Origin of the sequence: Pseudomonas sp. Sample_20, from assembly GCF_004307585.1 — a bacterium.
In the GTDB taxonomy this organism is placed as follows: domain Bacteria; phylum Pseudomonadota; class Gammaproteobacteria; order Pseudomonadales; family Pseudomonadaceae; genus Aquipseudomonas; species Aquipseudomonas atacamensis.
This window is the reverse complement of record NZ_RCOA01000140.1, coordinates 21,418-44,252: the sequence shown is the minus strand read 5'-3', so window position 1 is coordinate 44,252 and position 22,835 is coordinate 21,418. Positions and strand designations below refer to the sequence as shown.

General features: G+C 59.4%; 26 protein-coding genes. All 26 read left to right on the top strand.

Translation table 11 applies throughout. The features are described 5' to 3' along the window. The first annotated feature begins 28 nt into the window (after positions 1–28). The 26 genes from D8U70_RS27320 to D8U70_RS27195 all read left to right on the top strand — a co-directional run bounded on the left by D8U70_RS27320 (position 29) and on the right by D8U70_RS27195 (position 22,795). Positions 29–631 carry a tail assembly protein gene (locus D8U70_RS27320; RefSeq protein WP_130930178.1) on the top strand — a complete coding sequence of 201 codons (603 nt, stop codon included), beginning with the start codon at positions 29–31 and terminating at the stop codon, positions 629–631. A 68-nt stretch (positions 632–699) separates the two neighbouring features. Next, positions 700–4,218: a phage tail protein gene (locus D8U70_RS27315; protein ID WP_130930177.1), complete on the top strand. Its 3,519-nt coding sequence runs from the start codon at positions 700–702 to the stop codon at positions 4,216–4,218. Beyond that, positions 4,215–4,505: a hypothetical protein gene (locus D8U70_RS27310; RefSeq protein WP_130930176.1), complete on the top strand. Its 291-nt coding sequence runs from the start codon at positions 4,215–4,217 to the stop codon at positions 4,503–4,505. The genes D8U70_RS27315 and D8U70_RS27310 overlap by 4 nt, the downstream gene beginning before the upstream one ends. Further along, positions 4,502–5,239: a hypothetical protein gene (locus D8U70_RS27305; RefSeq protein WP_130930175.1), complete on the top strand. Its 738-nt coding sequence runs from the start codon at positions 4,502–4,504 to the stop codon at positions 5,237–5,239. The genes D8U70_RS27310 and D8U70_RS27305 overlap by 4 nt, the downstream gene beginning before the upstream one ends. An 86-nt stretch (positions 5,240–5,325) precedes the next feature. After that, positions 5,326–6,450 (top strand): hypothetical protein, encoded by a 1,125-nt coding sequence (locus D8U70_RS28090; RefSeq protein ID WP_241664699.1) that lies wholly within the window; start codon positions 5,326–5,328, stop codon positions 6,448–6,450. Then, positions 6,450–6,767 (top strand): hypothetical protein, encoded by a 318-nt coding sequence (locus D8U70_RS27295; protein ID WP_130930174.1) that lies wholly within the window; start codon positions 6,450–6,452, stop codon positions 6,765–6,767. Before D8U70_RS28090 ends, D8U70_RS27295 begins: the two co-directional genes overlap by 1 nt. Further along, entirely contained in the window at positions 6,764–7,120 is a 357-nt protein-coding gene (locus D8U70_RS27290) for a phage tail protein (protein WP_130930173.1), read from the top strand. Before D8U70_RS27295 ends, D8U70_RS27290 begins: the two co-directional genes overlap by 4 nt. Before the next feature lie 90 nt (positions 7,121–7,210). Then, a complete protein-coding gene (locus D8U70_RS27285; RefSeq protein WP_130930172.1) occupies positions 7,211–8,179 on the top strand; it encodes a hypothetical protein in 969 nt (322 codons plus the stop codon). A gap of 96 nt (positions 8,180–8,275) precedes the next feature. Beyond that, on the top strand, positions 8,276–8,860 hold the full coding sequence (locus D8U70_RS27280) for a hypothetical protein (protein ID WP_130930171.1): 585 nt from the start codon (positions 8,276–8,278) through the stop codon (positions 8,858–8,860). Beyond that, positions 8,857–9,039 (top strand): DUF2635 domain-containing protein, encoded by a 183-nt coding sequence (locus tag D8U70_RS27275; RefSeq protein WP_016771429.1) that lies wholly within the window; start codon positions 8,857–8,859, stop codon positions 9,037–9,039. The genes D8U70_RS27280 and D8U70_RS27275 overlap by 4 nt, the downstream gene beginning before the upstream one ends. Further along, positions 9,039–10,535 carry a phage tail sheath subtilisin-like domain-containing protein gene (locus D8U70_RS27270; protein WP_130930170.1) on the top strand — a complete coding sequence of 499 codons (1,497 nt, stop codon included), beginning with the start codon at positions 9,039–9,041 and terminating at the stop codon, positions 10,533–10,535. The genes D8U70_RS27275 and D8U70_RS27270 overlap by 1 nt, the downstream gene beginning before the upstream one ends. Before the next feature lie 67 nt (positions 10,536–10,602). Next, entirely contained in the window at positions 10,603–10,950 is a 348-nt protein-coding gene (locus D8U70_RS27265) for a phage tail tube protein (RefSeq protein WP_007908779.1), read from the top strand. Next, entirely contained in the window at positions 10,947–11,243 is a 297-nt protein-coding gene (locus D8U70_RS27260) for a phage tail assembly protein (RefSeq protein WP_024011858.1), read from the top strand. Before D8U70_RS27265 ends, D8U70_RS27260 begins: the two co-directional genes overlap by 4 nt. Positions 11,244–11,373: 130 nt before the next feature. Further along, entirely contained in the window at positions 11,374–13,140 is a 1,767-nt protein-coding gene (locus D8U70_RS27255; protein WP_130930169.1) for a phage tail protein, read from the top strand. Beyond that, a complete protein-coding gene (locus D8U70_RS27250) occupies positions 13,137–14,372 on the top strand; it encodes a DNA circularization N-terminal domain-containing protein (RefSeq protein ID WP_130930168.1) in 1,236 nt (411 codons plus the stop codon). The genes D8U70_RS27255 and D8U70_RS27250 overlap by 4 nt, the downstream gene beginning before the upstream one ends. Before the next feature lie 4 nt (positions 14,373–14,376). Further along, positions 14,377–15,426, top strand: a complete 1,050-nt coding sequence (locus D8U70_RS27245) for a phage baseplate assembly protein (RefSeq protein ID WP_130930167.1) — start codon at positions 14,377–14,379, stop codon at positions 15,424–15,426. Between the two features lie 151 nt (positions 15,427–15,577). Continuing rightward, entirely contained in the window at positions 15,578–16,087 is a 510-nt protein-coding gene (locus D8U70_RS27240; protein ID WP_056783277.1) for a phage baseplate assembly protein, read from the top strand. Continuing rightward, positions 16,087–16,485: a phage GP46 family protein gene (locus tag D8U70_RS27235; RefSeq protein ID WP_016771422.1), complete on the top strand. Its 399-nt coding sequence runs from the start codon at positions 16,087–16,089 to the stop codon at positions 16,483–16,485. The genes D8U70_RS27240 and D8U70_RS27235 overlap by 1 nt, the downstream gene beginning before the upstream one ends. Then, entirely contained in the window at positions 16,475–17,518 is a 1,044-nt protein-coding gene (locus D8U70_RS27230) for a baseplate J/gp47 family protein (protein WP_130930166.1), read from the top strand. Before D8U70_RS27235 ends, D8U70_RS27230 begins: the two co-directional genes overlap by 11 nt. After that, on the top strand, positions 17,506–18,105 hold the full coding sequence (locus tag D8U70_RS27225) for a putative phage tail protein (RefSeq protein WP_122704966.1): 600 nt from the start codon (positions 17,506–17,508) through the stop codon (positions 18,103–18,105). Before D8U70_RS27230 ends, D8U70_RS27225 begins: the two co-directional genes overlap by 13 nt. 12 nt (positions 18,106–18,117) lie before the next feature. Beyond that, positions 18,118–19,671, top strand: a complete 1,554-nt coding sequence (locus tag D8U70_RS27220; RefSeq protein ID WP_122704968.1) for a phage tail protein — start codon at positions 18,118–18,120, stop codon at positions 19,669–19,671. A gap of 1 nt (position 19,672) precedes the next feature. Further along, positions 19,673–20,140, top strand: coding sequence for a tail fiber assembly protein (locus D8U70_RS28165; protein ID WP_277419426.1), 468 nt, complete (start codon positions 19,673–19,675; stop codon positions 20,138–20,140). 143 nt (positions 20,141–20,283) lie between these two features. Continuing rightward, positions 20,284–21,171: a phage tail protein gene (locus D8U70_RS27210; RefSeq protein WP_122704970.1), complete on the top strand. Its 888-nt coding sequence runs from the start codon at positions 20,284–20,286 to the stop codon at positions 21,169–21,171. Next, positions 21,172–21,618, top strand: coding sequence for a phage tail assembly chaperone (locus D8U70_RS27205; protein WP_122704972.1), 447 nt, complete (start codon positions 21,172–21,174; stop codon positions 21,616–21,618). 113 nt (positions 21,619–21,731) lie between these two features. Then, positions 21,732–22,298, top strand: a complete 567-nt coding sequence (locus tag D8U70_RS27200) for a glycoside hydrolase family 19 protein (RefSeq protein ID WP_122704974.1) — start codon at positions 21,732–21,734, stop codon at positions 22,296–22,298. Next, complete coding sequence (locus D8U70_RS27195) at positions 22,277–22,795, top strand: lysis system i-spanin subunit Rz (protein ID WP_110645925.1); 519 nt, start codon at positions 22,277–22,279, stop codon at positions 22,793–22,795. The genes D8U70_RS27200 and D8U70_RS27195 overlap by 22 nt, the downstream gene beginning before the upstream one ends. Positions 22,796–22,835: the final 40 nt, after the last annotated feature.

The following is a 22,835-nucleotide window of genomic DNA, read 5'->3' as shown; positions in this document are numbered from 1 at the left end:
ACTTGGAGGTTATCTCCTGGAGTCGTGAATGCATCAGCAAAAACTCAGAACCATTCGCCTCTACGGCACCCTTGGGGCCAGTTTTGGCCGCGTGCACCGTCTGGCTGTCAGCAATGCGGCCGAAGCTATCCATGCCTTGTGCATATTGATCCCTGGGTTCGAACGGTTCCTGATGGAATCCAAGGACCGGGGACTGACTTACTCGGTATTCCTGGGACGCGACAACATCGGTCCGGATCGGCTCAAGGCTCCGAGTGGCAGCGCGGATATTCGTATTGCACCGATGGTGATCGGTAGTAAGCGAGCAGGGGTATTGCAGACTGTTATCGGAGTCGTATTGATCGCAGCGACGCTCATGACCGGAGGCACTGCAGGTTTCGCTGCTGGCGGTGTTTGGGGGGCTGTGGGATCTGTGGGCATTTCGATGGTGATTGGCGGTGTCATGCAAATGCTGTCTCCCCAGGCCAAAGGCCTCGGCGCCCAGGACAGCCCTGCCAACCGTGCCAGTTACAGCTTCAACGGCCCGGTCAATACCAGCGCTCAAGGCAACCCAGTCGGTCTGCTTTACGGGCAAGCCATTGTCGGCAGCTCCGTTATCAGCGCCGGGATCTACGCCCAAGATCAACTCTAGCGTTCGATCTTTTATCGACGTTCATCCAACCCGCCCTGCGCGGGTTTTATTTCGCCTGAAGGAAAGCCATGACTGACCTCATTCTCGCTGGCAGCAAAGGTGGCGGCGCCAAGCCGCGGCCCTCCGTGGAGGCGCCAGACAGCCTGCAAAGCACGGCTTACGCTCGTATCCTCGATCTCGTCAGCGAAGGCGAAATCGTCGGTCTGAAAGACGATACTCGCTCGGTGTTTCTGGATGAAACACCACTGGCTAATGACGACGGCAGCCTGAACTTCAATGGTGTGACGCTTGACGTTCGCACCGGCAGTCAGGATCAGGCGCACATCCCCGGATTCCCCGCTGTGGAAAATGAGTCGGTCGCGGCGATTGAACTACGCAGCGACCAACCATGGACCAAAGCGTTTAACAATCTGCAACTGTCGGCTGTGCGGATTCGCCTGGCAGTTTCGCGTTTGGCGCAGACCAATACCAGTAACGGCGACACCAACGGTTACACGATCAAATACGCGATCGATCTGGCCACCGACGGCGGCCCATTCGTCGAGGTGCTGGCGTCCGCGTTCAGCGGCAAAACCACATCCAAATATGAACGTTCGCACCGTATCGATTTGCCGCCCGCCAAAAGCGGCTGGACTGTACGCGTGCGTCGGCTGACGCCCAATTCCACCAGCGGGGCGATCGCCGACACCACCAGTATCGAATCGAGCACCGAGGTGATCGACGCAAAACTGCGTTATCCCGGATCCGCCATTATTGGTTTGCAATTCGATGCCTCCCAGTTCCAGTCGATTCCGTCGCGTTCGTTCGAATTGCTGGGGCGGATCATTCGAGTGCCGAGCAACTACGACCCGCAGAGCCGTACGTACAGCGGTATTTGGGACGGCACGTTCAAATCGGCCTGGACCGACAACCCGGCGTGGATTTACTACGATCTGCTGCTGCATCCGCGTTATGGCCTGGGCCATTTGCTCAATGCCGGTCAGGTCGATAAATGGGAGCTGTACCGCATCGGTCAGTATTGCGACCAGCCTGTCTCCGACGGCAAGGGCGGGACTGAACCGCGCTTCACCTGCAACCTGTATTTGTCGATGCGCGCGGATGCACTGAAGGTTTTGCAGGATCTGGCTACCACTTTTCGTGGCATGTCGTATTGGGGGGCGGGCTCGGTCATGGCGGTGGCCGACATGCCGGAAGATCCGGTGTACACCTACTCCAACGGCAACGTCATTGACGGCAAGTTCGTGTATGGCGGGTCGGCGAAAAAGACCCGTTTTACCGTGGCGCTGGTCAGTTGGAATGATCCGACGGACTTCTACCGGCAGAAGGTTCAGTACGTCGATGATGCTGACGGTATCGCCCGCTATGGTGTACAGCAGACGGAGATCACTGCTACCGGTTGCACGTCTCAGGCCCAGGCCCAACGCATTGGCAAGTGGGCACTGCTGACCAATCGCCTGGAAACTGAAAGTGTCACTTTCTCGGTGGGGCTGGACGGAACGCTGGCGCGTCCGGGGCAAATTATCCGTGTGGCTGACAACGACCGTGCCGGCCGACGGATTGGTGGCCGCCTGCGTAATGCAACACTCGATACGTTGACCCTAGATGCCCACGTGACCGCCGAAGCTGGCGATACACTCACCCTGGTCATGCCGACCGGCAAAGCCGTTTCACGCGTGATCAAGGCAGTGAGTATCAGTGACGAGGCGCAGCGTGTGGTCCTGACTCAGCCGTTGAGCGAGTTGCCGCCGGCGCAGTCGATGTGGGCCATTGATTCCGCTTCTCTGGCTGCACAGCAATTTCGCGTGTTGTCGATTGCTGAAGACTTCACCGACACTGAAATCAAGTACAGCATCAGCGCCGTCAAACATGTGCCGAGCAAGTTCGGCGCGATCGACAATGGCTCCCGTATCGAGCGTCCCCCTGTCACGGTCATACCGCCAGGCGTTCAGACGCCGCCGACTTCAGTCACGATCAGTAATAACCACTTCGTCGATCAAGGCAGTGCAGTCGGTGTGATGACCATCGAGTGGGCGCGCCCGGCCAACGCCATTGCATATGAAGTTTACTGGCGCAAGAACGACAGCGAATGGGTGTTTGCAGGCCGCACCGGCGGGGCGTCGATGGAGGTGCGTGGTATTTATGCCGGGCGTTACGTGGCTAAGGTTCGGGCGATCAACGCGCTGGACATCGGCTCGATCTATGCGACTTCGGTGGAAACGCAACTGTCCGGGAAAACCACGCCACCGCCTTCAGTGACTTTCCTCAAGGCTGACAGCTTGCTGTTCGGTATCGGCCTGAAGTGGGAGTTCCCCGCAGGCGCTGAAGACACGCAGCGAACCGAAATCTGGTACGGGCCAACGGCAAACCTTGAAGCCGCTACCAAGCTGGCCGACCTGGCTTATCCGCAAAGTGATTACACAATGCAGAGCCTGCTGGCCGGCACGTCGTTTTTTTTCTGGGCACGGTTGGTCGATCGCACTGGCAATATCGGGCCCTGGTATCCGACTGGCAACGGCGTGCTGGGGCAAGCCAGTTCCGAGGCAGGACCGATTCTCGACATGCTCGCCGGGAAAATCTCGCAGACCGAACTGGGTAAAGACCTGCTCAGTGACATCGAAAAAATCCCCGGACTGCAGAACCAGATCGATGCCCTGGACGAAAGCTATGACCCAACGAGGACCTATGCGAAATACGCCGTCGTGCGTCAGGCCGATCGGTTGTATCAAGCCAAGGCACCCGTCCCCGTCGATTCGCCACCGCCAAACGCCGAGTATTGGGTCGATGTCGGGCAAACAGTCGAGACCGCTACCGGTCTGGTTCAGCAGGTCGGAACCAACACCGCTGATATCAGCAAGATCGACGGCGCGGTAACGGCTCAGGCCGCGGCATTTCAGGCGCTGCGCGCAGCGTCTCGGGACGACAACGGTGAAGGCGAGCTGGCAGATGCGCTCAAGGGTTGGACCAGTACGGCGGCGATCGCCGTGGAAAGCAGCGTCAGGGCTTCTCAGAATGAGGCGACGGCGCAACGTCTTTCAACTGTTGAGGTCACCACTGATCTGAACACGGCAATTGTTACTTCGCTCGAGAAAGCAGTGACAACCACTAACACTGCGACAGCCTCGAAAATCGACCAGTTGACCGCACAGGTCGGGCAAAACAGTGCGACCGTGAGAGAGACGGCAACTGCGCTGGCGGATACCAGCGGTAAGTTGTCGACTTTGTGGTCGGTGAAAATGGACACGACCGCAGGCGGTCAGAAATATGCAGCGTCGTTCGGCCTAGGTCTTCAGGTTGATCCATCCGGTGTTTCATCGCAGTTCGTCGTGCGTGCGGACACCTTCATGTTGTTGAACCTGGCCAAAGGAACACCGACGTCACCGTTTACGGTCGCTGGTAATCAGACCTTCATCAATTCGGCTTTCATCCAGGACGGCACGATCACCAACGCAAAAATTGGTAACGTCATCCAGTCCACGGCATTGGCCAACAATGGCACGCCCATTTGGACGCTGGACAAAGGTGGACGATGGACGGTGGTGGATCAGGCCGGCACGGTGCGGGTTGAAATGGGGATGCTATCAACATGACATTCGGATTCAGAACGTTCGACGCGCAGGGAAGAATGTCCATTGATGTAACTGATCGGGCACTGAGAGTCATTCATTCGATGCCCGTAAAGTTTGCCGATTCTGGAACTTTTGCTTTGCCTGGTTTCAACTCAAACAATGCAACTGCCTATGTGGTCGGCAATGAGGTCAATAAGCGTCCGGTGTGGGCATTCATGCGCGATGGTTATGTCGAGTGGGGATTCTACGGCTGGTGGAACACTGCTTACCACACCGCCGGAACGCTCTATGTGGTAGCGAAATCATGAGTAATTTTGGATTGCTTGTGCGTAATGCTGGCGGCGCGACCGTTATCGACAGCAAGTTCCATAATCTTGGAATTTTGCTGGAGCAAGACATAGTGGTAAGTACGAGTGCCTTGTATCAGTTGGCCTTTCCATATCCGGTGACCTCGGCAGCACCGCCCATTTTGGCCGTCAGGGCATGGGACAATCCTGCGCTGTTCTATGACAGCGTCCAGTATCAGGGAGGGCCGGGAAATTGGACTGGAGCGGTGCTGGCCTTTATCGGTAACGGCGGACATACAACCCAGAACATTGCCATACGTGTTTATGCCTATAACCTTCGTTCCGTCAGCGGTTACGGAATGCGCGTGCGTAATGAACGCGGGGAAGTTGTGTTTGATTCCCTGCTTCGCCCTCCGGTCTTTGAACGAGAGTTGGGTGGCACTCCCCAGGATTGGATACTGGTCTCCGGACAGCCGATCGCGGGTGCTGCACGTATGGATATCTATCGTCCCGCTTCATGGATCACCCGCTCGAATACCTATCTGGCTGTCGGGATGGCGCTTGATGTCGAGCTGGGGCAAGTGGCAGTCAATGGCGTGACAGTCAACGCGATCACTTATATTCGATGGGGGTTCGCTGCCAATGGCGAACCCAGATTGATGCTCGATTCACGTACCGGCTTCACTACGAATTATCCGGGGATTCCCCAAGCTATCTACTATTCGATGCCGGCTATTCCGATCATCAAAGAATAGCCGTCCCCGCTGGACAGGCGGACAACGTATGTCTTTTGTCCGGTCGTTGCCGCGTTCTGCAATTTTCTAACATTCCTGGAGTACATATGCCCTGGTATAAAACTGGAACAGTCACTGTCGTCCAGAATTCAACCACCGTCACCGGTAGCGGCACTGCGTTCATTGCCAACGGCCGTGTAGGTGATGCTTTTCGAGGCCCCGATGGGGAGTGGTACGAAGTCATTAATATCGCCAGCGACACGGCGCTATCCATTGCACCGGAATACCGTGGCAGTTCCGCGAGCGGGCCGTATGCGCTGGCGCCCATGCAAGGCTACGTCAAGGATTCTGCGGATCAATTGCGCACCATCGTCAATCAGTATGGAGCGAAGCTTGCGGGGCTTGGCGCAACCGCCAACTTCGATGTACTGCCAGTTTCCAGAGGGGGAACCAGTAGCACAACGCCCGCCGCTGCTCGCGCTGCTCTGGAACTGGGCAGTGCCGCCTCAGCCACCCTTCAAGCCACTCCCAGCGATGCCACTGCCGGGCGCGTCATGCAGGTCGGAGCATTTGGAATCGGCGGTGACGCCCCGGTATACGCTGGAAATATCGATGACGTGGCGGCTGTTCCGGCAGGCCGATGTTTTGTCATTAACACCAGCACCGGGGGGAAGCCGCCCAATGCAAGTTACGGCCTGATGGACACCATCAAGATCGTTGGTCAACCGGTGCATCAGGTCTGGCACGAAGTCGACGGCATTGCTGCCGGCGGCACCAAGCGCAGTTGGGAGCGTGATCAGTACGGTACCGGCGCCTTCGGCGCATGGCGAATGATTTACCGGCAGAACAACATCCTCGGCGTCGTCTCGGGGGCCGGTGTGCCTACCGGCGCCATTATCGAGCGAGGGGCCAATGCCAATGGTGAGTACACCAAATTCGCGGATGGCACACTTGTCTGCTGGAAGGTGATTGCCACCAACTCGACGGGTACCTATGCCGTGGGTGCATTGTTCGGCAGTGATGCTTATGCCCCGGGTGCCTATCCATCAGCCTTTGCATCGATTCCCACTGTGACGTCGGCAGCGATTGGCAAGGTCTACGCCGACTGTGTAATGGCCAGCGCCTGGATCCCTCCGACGATCGCCAACTGGGGCGCCTGGCGCGCTATCGCAACAACGAACGTAGCCTCGGCTGCGCAAATTAATTTGATCGCAATAGGCAGGTGGTATTGATGAACATTGTTCTGTCTCCGCAACGCAGAGAGGATGCTCTGACGCTGCACAAGTCGGGTGCGCTGATCACGGTGAACGGCGATACGTTCGATTTTTCGCGGTTGTCCGACGGCGACACGCTACCGCGAGCAGCAATCGACTCTGAATGGTTCGTGGGTGACGTTTTCCACGAGAACGGCCATTTGACCCTTCACCTGTTGCTGCCGATTCCGGCCGATTACAGTCAGGCGCAAGCGTTTCCTGCCGACCTGATCGATATTCCTGACGGTGACGTGGCATTGCCACAGCCGTTGTCGCAAGCGGAGGTTGAAGTATGAACATCGACTGGTCGCAATTGATCACCAAAGCCATGAAAGAGGCAGCGGCTGCCGCAGCACGATTGACCGAAGCTCAAGCACTGCTCAAGACCAGAAACGAAGCGGCCGCAGTGCAGGTCGTGCGCATTCAGGACCGTATCGAAACCCTCGGTTACGGCATCGATCTGGGGGAGGCGACGACTGAAGATAAGGCGGAACAGCAAGCACTGCTTGCCAACCTGAAACAATGGAAAGCCTACAAGTTCAGTTTGGGCAAAGTGAGCACACAACCGGCATGGCCCGTTGCGCCAGAGTGGCCTGTTCAGCCCGATGTTCCAGTGATTGTGGTTGACCCGGTCCTGCCGCCGGGGTGACTGGCTTTCTGACAGGTACCTGATCGAGATCGTCTTGAACACCCCATGCCGCCGAGTGCGGTTTTTTTCCGCTTAAAAAAGGACTGCACCATGCCATGGCTTAGAACAGGTACGGTCAATGTCAGCAACAATTCGCCTGCGGTCACCGGCGTCAACGTTGATTTCGTCACCAACGTTCGAGTGGGCGATGCCTTCGTCGGACCTGATGGGCGACAATACGAAGTCAGCAATATCGCCAGTCCGGACCTGTTGTCGATCACGCCGGCTTACCAAGGCGCAACGGCAAACGGAGCGTCCTATTCGATCATGCCGGTGCAGGGGTATCCCAAAGCACTGGCTGATGCATTCAACAACCTGAATGTTCAGTACGGCCCGAAGCTGGCAGCACTGGGTGCCGTCAGTGGCTTCGATGTCCTGCCCGTGCGAAATGGCGGAACCGGGGGGACTGATCCTGTTACCGCTCGCCTGGGCCTTGGATTGGGCGCAGTGGCAACCGACGCAATCGTGCCGATCATGCGTGGCGGCACCGGTGCGGCGGATGCCGCGTCGGCTCGCCAGGCGCTTGGGCTTGGCGCCGTTGCGTCGGACGCTGTGGTACCGGTAGCGAGAGGTGGGACAGGCGGAAGCACTCCGGCCGCCGCCCGAGCGGGCCTTGGTCTGGGAAGCGCTGCTGTCGCCGCGTTGGTTGGCACGGTCAGCCAGGACAAAGGCATTGCAACCGGAGCAATCATCGAACGTGGCGCCAATGCCAATGGTGAGTACATCAAATTTGCCGACGGCACGCTGATTTGCACGCTCTACGGCCGAGGTGGCATCGCGTTCAACAACCCATCCAACATGGGCTTCAACTGGACTTATCCAATGACCTTTGTTGCACCGGGATTCGTCACCGCAAATCTGGTGGGTGTCTTGGGTGTGGCGAAACAAGTGACCAGCGTAGGTGCTTACAGCAGAACCTCTAGTTTTGCCAGCATCTGTGTTTTCAGTCTCGGGCAGTTCATTGAGACCGACTTGTCCGTGGTCGCTTTTGACTGCTTTGCCATCGGCAGGTGGTTCTAAGCCGGGTCCTTGAACGGCGCACCAGTGCTTTTGCCTATCGTTAATCCGGGTTGTTGTGGGATATGACCTGCGGCAGCCTCTACTCGGTACTTCCTCATGAAAATGACCCCTCTGGTCACGCAACTGCGTGCTCAGTGCCCGACGCTGGGCAATCGAATCGGAGTGGGGATTGACATCGCTGCACTGCAAATCGATGCCTCACTGAAAACTCCTTACGCCAGTCTCACAACGCTGGCCGACCAGGCCAGCGCCAGCACCGCACAAAACCTCACCACCCAACCAATCCGCGAGCGCTTTGAAATCGTCCTCGTACTTGACGCTACCGACGCGACAAAAGCGCTGGATCGGTTGCACGACCTGCGCGCCGAACTGTGGCGCGCGCTGGTGGGGTTCAAGCCCGATGCCGACTACAGCGCCATCGTCTACGACGGCGGTGAACTCGCGTCGATCAACAGCAGCCGCGTGTTCTATCGGCTGCGTTTTTATGCCGAGTTCCAGCTCGGCCGCAATCTGCCAAGTCAGCCTGCGGAGAGTTGGCACGAGCGCGAACTGGACGCTTTGTCGTCCTTTACCGGGATGACGGTGCGGGTCGATGCGATCGATCCGGCCGACCCCAACCTGCAACGCCCGGGCCCGGATGGCCGGGTGGAAATGACTTTCTCTGGAGACGTAACCCCATGAGCAACCGCATCACCGTAGTGCCGGCCGCCGGCCGTGTCGTACCTGACCCGGAGGCGGGCGACCTGTTGCCGGCTGCCGGCCGTGACGTGCTGGACAGCGCCTGGTGGCGCCGGCGTCTGGCCGACGGCGATATCACACTCAAAACCGCAAAAGCGGCTAAACCACAGGGAGCCAAATAATGGCGATCGGATTCAGCAACATCCCGGCGGACATTCGTGTGCCGCTGTTCTATGCCGAAATGGACAACTCGGCCGCCAACAGCGCGACTTCGGCCATGCGCCGTTTGATCGTCGCCCAGGTCAACGACAATATTGCCCCGACTGAAGTCGGCAAGCTGGTGCTGGTTTCCAGCGTGGCGCTGGCGAAAAGCATCGGCGGCCAAGGCTCGATGCTCGCCTCGATGTACGAGACCTTCCGCAAGGCCGACCCGATCGGCGAGATCTGGTGCCTGCCGCTGCACAACACCGAAGGCGCCATCGCCAAAGGCGTGTTGACCCTGACCGGCACCGCAACTCAGGCGGGCATGCTCAACCTGTACGTCGGCGGCGTGCGTGTGCAGGCAACCGTGGTCAACGGCGCCACCGCCGCGCAAGCGGCCACCGCACTGGCGCAGAAAATCAACGCCACTGCAGACCTGCCGGTCAGCGCTGCCGCTGCTGAAGGTGTGGTCACCCTGAACGCCAAATGGACCGGCGACAGCGGCAACGACATCAGCCTGCAATTCAATCGCCTGGGCAAGAGCAACGGCGAAGAAACTCCGGCCGGTCTGACCAGCGCAATCACCGCCATGACCGGCGGCGCCGGTGTACCGGATCAGATCGCTGCCGTCGCAGCATTGGGCGATGAGCCTTTCGAATTCATCGCCTTGCCGTGGTCCGATCTGGCCACTCTCAACACCTGGCAAGCGGTCATGGATGACAGCACCGGGCGCTGGTCGTGGGCCAAGCAACTGTTCGGTCACGTCTACAGCGCCAAACGCGGCACGGTCGGTACGCTGGTCGCCGCAGGCCAGGCGCGCAACGATCAGCACATGACCATTCAGGCGCTGGAGCCGGGCGTACCGCGACCGTTCTGGGTGCAGGCCGCCGCGCTGGCTGCGCGCACGGCGGTGTTCATCTCCGCCGACGCCAGCCGTCCGACGCAAAGCGGCAGCCTGCCGGGCGTTGACCCGGCGCCGGCCAGCGAGCGCTTCACCCTGACCGAGCGTCAGTCGCTGCTCAACTACGGCATCGCCACTGCTTACTACGAAGGCGGTTACGTGCGCATCCAGCGCTCGATCACCACCTACCAGAAGAACGCCTACGGCCAGGCCGACAACTCCTATCTGGACAGCGAAACCATGCACCAGTCGGCGTTCATCGTGCGTCGTCTGCAAAGTGTGATCACCAGCAAGTACGGCCGCCACAAACTGGCCTCCGACGGCACCCGTTTCGGTGCCGGCCAGCCTATCGTCACGCCGGCGACCATTCGCGGCGAGCTGATCGCGCAGTACGCCAAGCTGGAGCTGGAAGGTCATGTGGAGAACGCCGAACTGTTCGCCGAGCACCTGATCGTCGAGCGCGACGTGCAGGACCCGAGCCGGGTGAACGTGCTGTTCCCGCCGGATTACATCAACGGCCTGCGCGTGTTCGCACTGCTCAACCAGTTCCGTCTGCAGTACGACGACGCGGCCTGATTCGCGCAGTCGGCGTTAAGCATGCAGCCCACCTCGCGTGGGCTTTTTTTTTGAAGGGAGAAACACCATGGGTCAACTGATTGCAGGCACCTGCTACGTCAAGGTCGACGGCGCACAACTGACCATCAATGGCGGCTGCGAAGCCCCGCTGATGGCCGTCAAACGTGAAACCGTCGTGCCCGGTTTCTACAAGGAAACCGACATCGCACCGTCGTTCAAAGTGACCGCGCTGCACACCGCCGACTTCCCGCTGAAGAAGCTGATCGAAGGCACCGATATCACGGTCACCTGCGAGTTCAGCAACGGCAAAGTCTACGTGCTGGCCGGCGCCTATCTGGTCGAGGAGCCAGTCTCCAAGGGCGACGACGCCACCATCGAACTGAAATTCGAAGGCATCAAGGGGACCTGGCAATGAGCGCCGCCGTGAAGCTTCAAGTAGCAATCGAAGCCCACGGCGAGCCTCTGACCGAACTCGTTCTGCGCCGTCCGACGGTGCAGGAAGTGCGAGCGATCAAGGCGCTGCCGTACAAGATCGACAAGAGCGAAGAAGTCAGCCTCGACATGGACGTGGCGGCCAAATACATCGCCGTATGCGCCGGCATCCCGCCGTCGTCGGTCAACCAACTCGATCTGGCTGACCTCAATGCGCTGAGCTGGGCCGTTGCGAGTTTTTTCATGAGTGCGGCGTCGGCGCCATCACCGACCTGATCGCCGTCGCCTATGACCTGGCCTGGTTCTGGAAGGTTGACCCCGAACAGATGATGGCCAGGCCACTGGATGTGCTCCGCGAATCGCTGGAGCACGCGCAACGGATCAATGCGATGCAGCAGGTGCAGTGATGGCAGACGAAGAGAAGAAAACCCCGAAACCGGTGCTGATCACCGGCATCGATGAACTCTCGCCCAAACTGGGCGCCCTGCGCATGAAGGTTGAGAGTTTTAAAAACAATCTCGAGCAGACCGGCCTCGGCAAACTGGACATCAGTGGTCTGTTCAACGGCGGCAGCGTGATCACGCCGTTTGTAGACGGCATCAAATCGGCCGCAGCGTTCCAGGGCAAATTGAGCGAAGTCAGCGACACGGCGAAAACCGTCGATCTGCCCGCCGCGCCGATTGCTGCCACGCAGAACATGAACGTGTTCAGTGCGTCGATGCAGAAGGTTTCGGCGGCGGTGGACGCTGCACTGGTGCCGGCGGTGGGGGCCTTGGTGGTCGGACTGGAGCCGATGCTGACGCAGGTCGGCAGCCTGCTCGCCGACAACCCGAAACTGGTTGAAGGCCTGGCGGCGGGAGCAATCGCCTTCTCCGCCATGCAAACCGCCGTCACCGGTATGACGCAGGTGATGGACGTCATGAGCATGGTGCTCAAGACCAACCCGATCATGCTGATCGCCATGGGCATTGCCTTGGCGGCCGGTTTGATCGTGGCCAACTGGACGCCGATCAGCGCGTTCTTCACCGGGATGTGGGAGGGCGTGAAAAACGCCGGGGCGAGTGCGATGGCGACGTTGCGCTCGGTACTTGACTGGCGACCGCTGGCGGCACTGGCGGCGTTGTGGGAACCGGTCACGGGATTTTTCTCCGGAGTCTGGGACAAGGTGATGGCCGTGACGACGCCAGTGATCGACTTCTTCAAGTCGATTTTCTCGTGGTCGCCTGCGGGGATGATCATTGAAAACTGGGGGGCGCTGACCGGTTTGTTCTCGGCGATCTGGGAATTGCTCGAGGCCTTGAGTGTGCCGGTGATGGCGTTTCTCAGAAACCTGTTCGATTTCTCGCCGATGCAGATGATTACCGATGCGTGGGGTGGTGTCGTGACGTTCTTCGAACCGATGTTCACCACGCTGCAATCGGCCGTACAAAGCACCCGGGATATCCTGCGCACGCTGTTCGATTTTTTCCCGATGGAAATGCTCACCAGCGCCTGGGGTGGAGTTGTCGGGTTCTTCGAACCGATCTGGATGGAGCTGCAAACGTCTGTGCAGCGAGTCAGGGGCTTTTTCACCAGTCTGTTCGAGTGGTCACCGCTGGAGCAGATTGCCCAGTATTGGCAGCCGATCGGTGAGGTCTTTTCGGCGCTCTGGGGCGTTGTGTTGGCGCTGTCCGCGCCGGTCGTGGACTTTCTGCACAGTCTGTTCGAATGGAAACCGCTGGATCAGATCATCGAGAGTTGGGGGCCGATCACCGAGTGGTTCGGCGAGTTGTGGCAAAAGCTGCAAACCGTTATTGCGCCGATCAAAGAGCTGTTCGACGGCGGCTTTGCCGGACTGATCGCCAAGGTCACCGGCAAGGTTGAAACTCTCACTGAAGCACAACGCCAGACCAATGCCGAAGGCAAAGGCGAACTGGCGCCGGCGTTCTTCGCTGCCAGTCCGGCGCCTGCTGGCAACGGCACACTGCAAAGCGGTTCGTTGCCACAAACCTCCAGCGCGCTGATCCAGCAGAGCGCCGCCAACAACCGCACGCAGCTCCAAGGCGGGCTGACCGTGCGCTTCGAAAATGCACCGGCAGGCCTGCGTACCGAACAACCGCAAACCAATCAACCGGGCCTGGCCGTGTCTTCACGCATCGGCTATCGCTCGCTGTCGATGGGAGGTTCCCAATGAACTGGCGTGACCGTTTATTGCCGGCATCCTTTCGCGGTGTCGGTTTCTGGATCGACCAGGCGAAAACCCCGGTCGGTCGCAATGGGCAGTTGCATGAATACCCGCAACGCGACCTGCCGTTTTTCGAGGACCTCGGCCAACAGGCCAAGACCCACGATCTGACCGCGTTCATCATCGGCCCTGATTGTCTTGAGCAGCGCGACAAGCTGCTCAAGGCGCTGGAGCAGGGCCGTGGCGAGCTGGTGCATCCGTGGCTTGGACGCCTGCAAGTCAAGGTCGGCGAGTGCGACATGACCCACACTCGCCAGGACGGTGGGTTGGTGACGTTCGCCTTGAAGTTCTATCCCGACCAACCCCTGCCGTTTCCGACAGCCACGGTCAGCACGCAGAAAGTGCTGCTGGCCAAGGCCGACGGACTGCTGGGTTCGGCGGTGGCGCGTTTCGAACAGGCGATGACTTTGATCAAGGCTGCGCGGATCGGCATCACCAACCTGCGCAACAGCCTCACCGGCGTCTATGACGTGATCAAGGAGCAACTGAAACCTTTGATCGAGCAGTACCGGCAGATCACTGAGCTGGTCAACGCCGTAAAGGAACTGCCCAAGGAAGTGGCGGCGGAATTCAAGGGTTTGCTCGGTGATATCAAGGAACTGAAAGCGTTCGCCAAGGAAGGCTACCGTGGCGTGATTGCTGACGTGTCGCAGCAACTCGAAGCGATTCGCAAAGCCGATGCGCCGAAGATCACCACGGGCAAGGACACCAATGCCGCCGCGCAGGCGATGGCGGATCTGGTGCAGGACACGCTGCTGGTCAAAGTGGCGCAGTGGGTGGCGTCGATGCCGGTGGCGACCACGCCGGTGAAGCTGGCGTCGACACCGTCGGTGGCTCAACAGTCGACGTCGCCGGTGAGTCGTCAGGAAGTTCCCGTCAGCGATGACATGCAAGCGCTGCGCACAGCGGTGACTGCAGCGATCGACCCGATGCTGGCGAAAGCCGGACCTGCGCACTTCCAGGCCATCAACGATGTAAAGGAAGCGCTCGTGGCTCATCTCAAAGCGGTGGCGTCCTCCGGCGTGCGTCAAGTCAGCAAATCGTTTCAGGAAAGCTTTCCGGCAGTGGTCGTGGCCTACAAACAGTTTGGCGACGCCACGCGGGTCGAAGAAGTGACTCAGCGTAATGCGATTACCCATCCCGGTTTCTCGCCCAACGATGTGAAAGTCTCGCGGGAGTGACGCCATGAACGAGATGGACAATCACGTCACGCTGACGGTCAACAATATGGAATACGGCGGCTGGAAAAGCGTCGAAATCACCGCTGATCTGGAGCGTCAGTTCCGCACTTTCAAACTCGACATCACCTGGCAATGGCCAGGGCAGGCCGTAGACCAAAGGATCAAACCCGGCGACCCCTGCGAGGTAAAAATCGGCAAGGACCTGGTGCTCACCGGTTACGTGTTCAAAGCACCGATCCGCTATGACGGGCGGCAGATCAGCCTGACCATCGAAGGCAGTTCCAAGACCCAGGATCTGGTCGATTGCGCCGCTCGCAACCTGCCCAGCCAATGGCAGCAACAACCCTTGCTGACTATCGTCCGCGATCTGGCGAGCGAATATGGGCTGTCAGTTGTCAACGAAATCAGCGAAACCACACGCCTGACCAAACACACCATCGTGCCGGGTGAAACGGCATTCCAGTCGATCGACCGATTGCTCTCGCTGCTGCGGGTGTTTTCCACCGACAACGAGCTGGGCCAGTTGGTGCTGGCCAAACCCGGCAGCGGCGGGCGCGCCAGCGATGCGCTGGAGCTGGGCAAGAACATCTTGTCGGCCAGTGCGCCAATGGATTTCAGCCAGGTGTTCTCCGAGTACCGGGTGATCGGCCAGCAAAAAGGCTCGGACGCAAAAAGCGGCGCGGCGGTCAGCGAAGTCGAGTCGACCGCGGCCGATCTGAGTTTCAAACGGCGGCGCACCACGGTGATCAATGAAGGCACGCAACTGACCTTTGAGTTGGCGCAGCAGCGTGCTCTGTGGGAAAGCGCGACCCGCATGGGCCGCGCACAGACCACCACCTATCAGGTGCAGGGCTGGCGGCAGAGCAATGGCGATTTGTGGCGCCACAACACGCTGGTGAAGGTCAAGGATCCGGTGCTCGATTTCGATGGTGACATGCTGATTTCCAAGGTCACTTATTCGCTGTCGGCGCAGGGATCGGTGACCACGCTGCAAGTTGCCCCGCCGCATACCTTTGATCCTGATCCGACGCCCCCGAAGCAATCCCAGGCCTGACGCAGGATCCTGCTGGCGACAATGCCCCCTGTGGGAGCGGGCTTGCCCGCGATAGCGGTCGTGACAACAAATACATTTTTTCCCTGACACACCGCCATCGCGGGCAAGCCCGCTCCCACAGGGTTTGTGTCGACAAAGTCTAAGGAAACCCATGAGCCTACTGACACGCCTGCTGGCGCGCGGCACTGTCGTGCTCGCCAATTCGGCAACCAAGCTGCAATCGCTGCAAATGCGCCTCACCGCCGGTGAAGTCAACGACGACCTCGAACACTTCGAACCCTACGGTTTCACCAGCCATCCGCTGGCGGGAGCCGAAGGGGTCGTCACCTTCATCGGCGGCGACCGTTCCCACGCCATCGCCCTGGTCATCGCCGACCGTCGCTATCGCCTGCAAGCGCTCGCTGCCGGTGAAGTGGCGATCTACACCGACGAGGGCGACAAAATTCATTTCAAGCGCGGGCGGATCATCGACATCGAAACCGCCACGCTGAACATCCGCGCCAGCAGCGCGGTGAACTTCGACACGCCGGTGATAAACCAGACCGGCAAGATCGTTTCCACCGGTGATCAACTGGCTGGCGGCATCAGCCAGATCAAACACGTGCATGTTGGCGTGCAGGCCGGCAACGGTCAGACCGGCGCGCCGGCAGGAGGCCAGTGATGTTCATCAGCCAGAACCTCCACGCCGCGCTGACCCGCGCCGTGCTCATCAGTCTGTTCACCTGGCGTCGCGCCGCTGATGACGACGCCCTCGATGACGAAGAGCGCTTCGGCTGGTGGGGCGACAGTTTCCCCACGGTTGCCGACGATCGCATCGGCTCGCGGCTGTGGCTGCTGCGCCGGGTCAAGCTGACCCGGCAGACGCAAATGGACGCCGAATTTTATGCCCGCGAAGCCCTGCAATGGCTGCTCGACGACGGCCACTGCAGCGCCATCGACATCATCAGCGAACGCCTCGACGCCCAGCGCCTGAACCTGCGCACGGTCCTGACCCTGGCCGACGGTGAGCGTCTGGACATCAACCCCGATAACAGTTGGCAGGTGATCTATGCCGTTTGAAACCCCTTCGCTGCCGGTGCTGATCAAGCGCACCCAAAGCGACCTGGCCGGCGATTCGCTGCGCCAGTCCGATGCGCAAGTGCTCGCCCGCACCCTCGGCGGCGCCGCTTATGGTCTGTACGGTTATCTCGACTGGATTGCCGAGCAGATCCTGCCCGACAAAGCCGATGAGTCAACCCTGGAACGCATCGCCGCGTTGCGCCTGAATCAGCCGCGCAAAGCTGCGCAAGTGGCTACCGGCAGCGTCAGTTTTACCGCCACTCCCGGCGCCGTGCTCGACGTCGACACGCTGCTGCAAGCGAACGATGGCCGCACCTACAAAGTCACCACCGCGCGCACCACGGTCAATGGCAGCAACAGCACCACGATTGCCGCGTTGGAGGCCGGCAGTCTGGGCAACGCTGATGCGGGTTTGACGCTGACCCCGGTGCAACCGATTGCCGGGATTGTCGGCAACAGCTTCGTGGTGCTGGCGCCGGGCCTCAGCGGCGGTGTGGCGCGGGAAAGCCTCGAATCGCTGCGCTCGCGGGTCATCCGTTCCTACCGCGTGATTCCCCATGGTGGCGCGGCCAGCGACTACGAAACCTGGGCGCTGGAAGTGCCGGGTGTGACGCGGGCGTGGTGCCGGGGCGGCGAAGGCGGCATGGGCATTGTCAGCCTGTTCATCATGCGCGATGACGATACGCAGCCGATTCCCGGGGCTGAGCAATTAGCCGAGGTTCAGGCCTATATCGAACCGCTGCGTCCGGTGACCGCCGAAGTCCATGTGCTGGCTCCGGAGCAGGTCCCGGTCACCTATAAAATACGCTTGAGTCCCGATACCAGCGCCGTGCGGGCCGCGGTGCAAGCGCAACTGCACGATTTGCACAACCGCGAGGCCGGTCTGGGCGACACCTTGCTGCAAAGTCATATTCGCGAAGCGATCAGCAGCGCCACCGGTGAGTATGACCACCAACTGATTGCGCCCGTTGGCAATGTCGTGCCGACCGAGAACCAGTTGCTGACCTTCGGGGGGTGCATATGGGAGGCATAAGAACTGCGGTGCAATATCAGGCCCAGTTACGCAATTTGCTGCCCAGTGGTCCGGCCTGGGATCCGGAGCGAGTACCTGAACTGGACGCAGTGCTCGTGAGTATTTCCCAAGAGCTGTCGCGTCTGGACGCCCGCGCCGTTGATCTGCAAAACGAAATGGATCCTGCCGGCGTCAGCGAGCTGGTACCCGATTGGGAGCGGGTCATGAATTTGCCTGATCCCTGCCTTGGACAGAAGCCTTTGTTCGACGACCGTCGTCTGGCGGTGCGCCGACGCCTGCTCGCAGTCGGCAGCCAGACCATAGGCTACTTCGTCGAAATCGCCAGAACTCAAGGCTATCCCAACGCCACCGTGACTGAGTTGAGAGCACCACGAATGGGGCGCTCACGTTTCGGTAAGGGGCACTTTGGCAGTTGGCAGGCGCAGTTCATGTGGACGCTCAATACCGGTGGTCGGCAATTCATCGGCCGGCGTTTCGGCGCCAGTTATTGGGGCGAGCGCTTTGGTGTAAATCCCGGTAGCGCCCTGGAATGCCTTATCCATCGCAGTGCACCTGCGCATACCCGTGTGCACATCAATTATGACTAGAGGTTAGAAAGTATGGATTACCCGAAAAACACCCCCGGTGTCGGGCTGGTGAATGGACAGTTTGTGGACGAGAACCCGGTCGCAGGAACACCTGGGTCTTTGATCCCGGCAACTTGGGGCAATGCTGTTACCCAAGAGATCCTGAACGTGATCAAAGCGGCGGGGATGGAGCCCGAGGAAGATGTTTCAACGCAGCTGCTGCAAGCCATCCAGAGTTTTGCCGCTCATGACTTCAAGAACTCGGTGCGGGTAGCGACCACGGGAACAATTGCCCTCAGCGGTTTGCAGAACATCGATGGTGTACAACTGGCCGTTGCCGATCGAGTGCTGGTGAAAGATCAGGCCAATGCATCGCAAAACGGTGTTTACGTGGTGGCTGCCGGCTCATGGTCGCGCGCAGTGGATGCCGCGCAGGACTATCAAGTGACCAGCAGCTTTATCATTGCGACCGATGAAGGTGTGGTGAACAGGTCCCGTCTTTGGCAACTGACCACACCCGGTCCGATCAAGGTCGGCACTACTGCGCTGACGTTTGAATTGCTGGCGGGGTACACCGGGGTCGCATCTGGCGAATACCGCAAGGTCATGGTTAATGCACGGGGGCAAGTAACAGCCGGCTCTAATCCGACAACCCTTGATGGGTACGGCATAGTGGATGCGTACACGAAAGTGGCTGCCAACAGCGCATTTGTGAAACAAGGCGGTGGCGCCGGGCAACTTGGCAATACCGTGTCCATTGGCTGGGACGGCAAGAACATCCTGATCCAGGTGGACGCTACCAGTTTTGGCAACCTGTGGTGTTCGGCCAACTTTGACCCCGGGACCAAGGCCAATGTCGCGGACGTTTACAGCAAGAGTGCGACGAATGGCTTGCTGGACGCCAAAATCGCTTCGGATGCGTGTTCGGTGGCCGGTTTCGCAGGTGGGAGCTCCGCTTCTCCTTATATGCGAAACAAGAACAGCAACGAAGTCGTGATGCTGGCGAAAAGTGCCTCGACACTTGCGGGCTATGGCATCACGGATGGCATGACGCGTGCCGAGATCACCGGCCAAGTCAGTGCTCGCGTGCTCAGTGACGGCATTACCTGGGCAGGGTTTGCCAGTAATGATCCGAATCAGCCCTATATGCGGCGTACTTCCGATAACGGCGTTTATCTTTTGCAGCCCCGTCTGGGGTTTACCCCGGTTCGCCAAGGCGGAGGAAACTTCCAGTCGAACAATACGGTAATGATCGGCTGGGCGGCTGACAGTACGTCTCTGCGGGCACAAGTCGATGCAACTGATCTGGGCAGCATCTGGACCGACGGCATCGGTAATGCGAAAGCGGTCGCTGCGCAATCAACCGCCGAAGCAGGGGTGGTCGGTTCTTATGCCTTGTTGGTCGTTGGCGGAGGAGGCGCTACAGGGCCGGGCGCACTTGCTGCCGGTGTCAACTGCCGGTTCACGGCCACCGACGGCTCTGCCTGGGGCGGCGCACCTGCCGGCACCTGGCGAATCATGGGGGCTATCCGAAATGCCGACGGTGCCAGCCCTGACTCCACTGTTCTATGCCTGAGGGTTTATTGAAATGATGACAATTCTGAGTGCGCGTCAGCCTTGCTGGAACGACGTGGAACATACCTCGTTGAACCTGTTGGTGACTTTCGAGGAGACCAGAGATTCATTGGGTGAAGTACCCTTTACGGCTTCGCCGAAAGATCCGGAGACTCACGGTCGAGAATTGTTTGAACGGGCAGTTGCTCTGGAATACGGCGACATTGCCGAACCCGACGAAGAACAACTGAAAGATGCAATGCGCATGAAATCTTCCGCGCTCTCGGCATTGGCTTCCTCGATGATCGCAAAGTTGCAGAGTGACCTCAGCACTCTGCAGGACTCCGTGGCATTGGGCATGGCAACAGATGAGGAATCCACGCAGTTGCCAATGACCCAGGCGCAACTTGATCTCTGGAGAAAGTACCGGGTACTGCTTTCCAGAGTCGAAAGTCAGCCCGCTTTCCCTCGCGCGATCGATTGGCCACCGCAGCCTGATTGAATGCTTCAGTGCTGGAGTCGAGTGCGTCAGCCGCGAAAACAATCTGCAAGTGCTCAGTATTTTTGCTGAATGCAGATGCGTTCGAAAGACCGGGCTGGCTGTGTGCGCACTCGGCATCGAATGAATACAGCCGGAGACTAAAAATGGATTATCCAAAGAGTGTGCCCAATATCGGACTGGTCAACGGCAGGTTCGTGGATGAAAACCCTGCAAGCGGAGCGCCGGGCTCGCTGATTCCAGCGGTGTGGGGAAATGGTGTAACGCAGGAAATTCTTAGTGTTGTTGAGGCGGCGGGTTTAACGCCGGAAGAGACGACCAACGATCAATTGCTCGGCGCACTTCGCAGCCCGGCGCTGTTTTTGACTGCCGCCCAGTTTGATAAAAGTCGGTCGGTGGCCACTGCTGAGTTTGTTCAGCGTGCATTAGGCAGTTACGCAAGTGCAAGGGGAGTATCCGCCGCAACGCAACTGTCGATCGCTGATGTCGGCTGCTCGATCGGAATGGGCGGGACCGTTTCCTATACCGTTACCCTGCCTGACGTGGCCTCGGTACCTGATGGCGCGAGTATTGGCCTGCACTGCCGCAACAGCGCACCGGTCACGGTTGCGAGTAAGTCCGGTGCGCAGATCAGCCCCCAAGGGGCCTATCTGACCTCGATTGTGATGAACAGCGGGGAGAGCGCCAACTTTGTCAAAGAGAGTGGCATCTGGACGGTTTACGGGACCGCCAGTTTGAAATACGCCGCGCTGTTTTCCGGAATGGTCAGCAATCCCGGGTATCAAAAACACGCTAGTGGCAACATCGATCAGTGGGGCACGGGGATATCGAACGCCGAGGGGGATGTCTACGTGACATTTGCGATGACTTTTCCCAAGGCATATTTCTCGCTGGTAGCGACACATACGGGGGGCGATGCGGCGATGGTTGCGGTAACAGCGTACAGCGCAAAGGGCTGCACGCTGAGAATTCGCAATGCTGCTGGTCAAGTCAGCGCCGGTTGGTCGGTGAATTATTTTGCAAAGGGCTACTGAATGAATCCCTTCACTGTTTTATTCAGCGCCAGCACCCAAGGCGCGTATGTGCCGGGTATCAACTCGACGGACATTCCCGATGACGTAATCGAGATTCCTCAGGGCTATTGGATCTCATTACTGCAACAGTTGGCGGTCACGCCAAAAATGATCGGCGTGAGCGCCACTAACGGTTATCCGATTCTCGTCGATCCCCCGCCACCCTCGCCGGATGCAGCTGCTGACGCCGAGCGCGCCTGGCGTACGGCCCAGCTGGCCGCCACTGACGGTTTGGTGGCGCGTGACCGGGACGAACTCGAGGACGGCGGCGGTACCACGCTTACTACCGAGCAATACGCACAGTTGCAGGCCTATCGTCGTGACTTGCGTGACTGGCCGCAGGGATCATTTTTTCCGTTCAGCGAGCATCGGCCAGTGGCTCCCGTATGGTTGGCCGCTGCACTCTGAGGCCGTTTTGATCGAACGGTTCATTACCTGAAAACTCCGGAAAAAAATGGCTGGCAAGCATCAACCGCCAGCCGTGATTCAATCGGGACAACATCCAGGGAGGATCAAGCATCATGCAATTAACTGAAAAACACCTTATCGACATCATGCCCAACGCCCGCTCCCAAGCGGGCGTTTTTGTTTCGCCACTCAACACCGCGATGGCCAGGCATCGCATCGATACGCCAAAACGTATCGCGGCTTTTCTGGCACAGGTCGGTCACGAGTCGGGCCAATTGCGTTACGTGCGCGAACTGGGCAACAACCAGTACCTGAGCAAATACGACACCGGCACGCTGGCGCTGCGTCTGGGCAATACTCCGGAAGCCGACGGCGACGGGCAAAAGTATCGCGGGCGAGGACTGATTCAGATCACCGGCCGGGCAAATTATCGTCAGTGCAGTCTCGGCTTGTTTGGCGATGAGCGTCTGTTGGCATTGCCCGAATTGCTCGAGCAACCGCAATGGGCGGCCGAATCGGCGGCGTGGTTCTGGGCGCAGAAGGGCTTGAACGAACTGGCCGACGCGGACCAGTTCAACACCATCACCCGCCGGATCAACGGCGGGTTGAATGGCTTGCAGGATCGACTCGAGATTTGGGCGCGGGCGAGGGCGGTGCTATGTCCGGCTCCTGGCGGGTGATTGGCCTGTTGTTGCTGGTGGCGGGGGCTTTCGCCGCGGCGTGGCAGTTTCAGGACTGGCGTTACGGGCGGCAATTGGCCGACCAAGCGCGGTTAAACGCCGAGACGCAAAATCAACTCACTCAGACCGCCGCCACCGCGCAACAGGCCGAGCAGGACAAACGCCTGGCGCTGGAGCAACGGCTCGCGGCCAGTGAACAAACCCATTACCGAGCGCTGAGCGATGCCCAACGTGATCAGGATCGCCTGCGCGATCGCCTTGCTACTGCCGATGTGCGGTTGTCGGTCCTTCTCGACGCCGGCGACGTTGCCCACGGCTGTGCGGTGCCAGCCACCGCCGGCACCGGCGGCGTGGATTCTGCAGCCGTACGCGCCCGACTTGACCCGGCGCATGCTCAACGAATTATCGCCATCACTGACACCGGCGATCGTGGATTGATTGCGTTGCAGGCCTGTCAGGCCTATGTCAGAGCGCTGGCGCCCGAACATCTTGAATGATTCTGTGTATTGAAAGCATGGCCGGCTCGTGTACGGTGAA

What these genes read in the sequence shown, in the direction of transcription:
- D8U70_RS27290 (WP_130930173.1), top strand. Translation starts at nt 6,764, where the DNA reads ATGAACATCGACTGGTCGCAATTGATCACCAAAGCCATGAAAGAGGCA.
- D8U70_RS27275 (WP_016771429.1), top strand. Translation starts at nt 8,857, where the DNA reads ATGAGCAACCGCATCACCGTAGTGCCGGCCGCCGGCCGTGTCGTACCT.
- D8U70_RS27240 (WP_056783277.1), top strand. Translation starts at nt 15,578, where the DNA reads ATGAGCCTACTGACACGCCTGCTGGCGCGCGGCACTGTCGTGCTCGCC.
- D8U70_RS27260 (WP_024011858.1), top strand. Translation starts at nt 10,947, where the DNA reads ATGAGCGCCGCCGTGAAGCTTCAAGTAGCAATCGAAGCCCACGGCGAG.
- D8U70_RS27270 (WP_130930170.1), top strand. Translation starts at nt 9,039, where the DNA reads ATGGCGATCGGATTCAGCAACATCCCGGCGGACATTCGTGTGCCGCTG.
- D8U70_RS27285 (WP_130930172.1), top strand. Translation starts at nt 7,211, where the DNA reads ATGCCATGGCTTAGAACAGGTACGGTCAATGTCAGCAACAATTCGCCT.
- D8U70_RS27310 (WP_130930176.1), top strand. Translation starts at nt 4,215, where the DNA reads ATGACATTCGGATTCAGAACGTTCGACGCGCAGGGAAGAATGTCCATT.
- D8U70_RS27230 (WP_130930166.1), top strand. Translation starts at nt 16,475, where the DNA reads ATGCCGTTTGAAACCCCTTCGCTGCCGGTGCTGATCAAGCGCACCCAA.
- D8U70_RS27250 (WP_130930168.1), top strand. Translation starts at nt 13,137, where the DNA reads ATGAACTGGCGTGACCGTTTATTGCCGGCATCCTTTCGCGGTGTCGGT.
- D8U70_RS27295 (WP_130930174.1), top strand. Translation starts at nt 6,450, where the DNA reads ATGAACATTGTTCTGTCTCCGCAACGCAGAGAGGATGCTCTGACGCTG.
- D8U70_RS27235 (WP_016771422.1), top strand. Translation starts at nt 16,087, where the DNA reads ATGTTCATCAGCCAGAACCTCCACGCCGCGCTGACCCGCGCCGTGCTC.
- D8U70_RS27225 (WP_122704966.1), top strand. Translation starts at nt 17,506, where the DNA reads ATGGGAGGCATAAGAACTGCGGTGCAATATCAGGCCCAGTTACGCAAT.
- D8U70_RS27220 (WP_122704968.1), top strand. Translation starts at nt 18,118, where the DNA reads ATGGATTACCCGAAAAACACCCCCGGTGTCGGGCTGGTGAATGGACAG.
- D8U70_RS27195 (WP_110645925.1), top strand. Translation starts at nt 22,277, where the DNA reads ATGTCCGGCTCCTGGCGGGTGATTGGCCTGTTGTTGCTGGTGGCGGGG.
- D8U70_RS27305 (WP_130930175.1), top strand. Translation starts at nt 4,502, where the DNA reads ATGAGTAATTTTGGATTGCTTGTGCGTAATGCTGGCGGCGCGACCGTT.
- D8U70_RS28165 (WP_277419426.1), top strand. Translation starts at nt 19,673, where the DNA reads ATGATGACAATTCTGAGTGCGCGTCAGCCTTGCTGGAACGACGTGGAA.
- D8U70_RS27280 (WP_130930171.1), top strand. Translation starts at nt 8,276, where the DNA reads ATGAAAATGACCCCTCTGGTCACGCAACTGCGTGCTCAGTGCCCGACG.
- D8U70_RS27210 (WP_122704970.1), top strand. Translation starts at nt 20,284, where the DNA reads ATGGATTATCCAAAGAGTGTGCCCAATATCGGACTGGTCAACGGCAGG.
- D8U70_RS27265 (WP_007908779.1), top strand. Translation starts at nt 10,603, where the DNA reads ATGGGTCAACTGATTGCAGGCACCTGCTACGTCAAGGTCGACGGCGCA.
- D8U70_RS27200 (WP_122704974.1), top strand. Translation starts at nt 21,732, where the DNA reads ATGCAATTAACTGAAAAACACCTTATCGACATCATGCCCAACGCCCGC.
- D8U70_RS27315 (WP_130930177.1), top strand. Translation starts at nt 700, where the DNA reads ATGACTGACCTCATTCTCGCTGGCAGCAAAGGTGGCGGCGCCAAGCCG.
- D8U70_RS27245 (WP_130930167.1), top strand. Translation starts at nt 14,377, where the DNA reads ATGAACGAGATGGACAATCACGTCACGCTGACGGTCAACAATATGGAA.
- D8U70_RS27255 (WP_130930169.1), top strand. Translation starts at nt 11,374, where the DNA reads ATGGCAGACGAAGAGAAGAAAACCCCGAAACCGGTGCTGATCACCGGC.
- D8U70_RS27205 (WP_122704972.1), top strand. Translation starts at nt 21,172, where the DNA reads ATGAATCCCTTCACTGTTTTATTCAGCGCCAGCACCCAAGGCGCGTAT.
- D8U70_RS27320 (WP_130930178.1), top strand. Translation starts at nt 29, where the DNA reads ATGCATCAGCAAAAACTCAGAACCATTCGCCTCTACGGCACCCTTGGG.
- D8U70_RS28090 (WP_241664699.1), top strand. Translation starts at nt 5,326, where the DNA reads ATGCCCTGGTATAAAACTGGAACAGTCACTGTCGTCCAGAATTCAACC.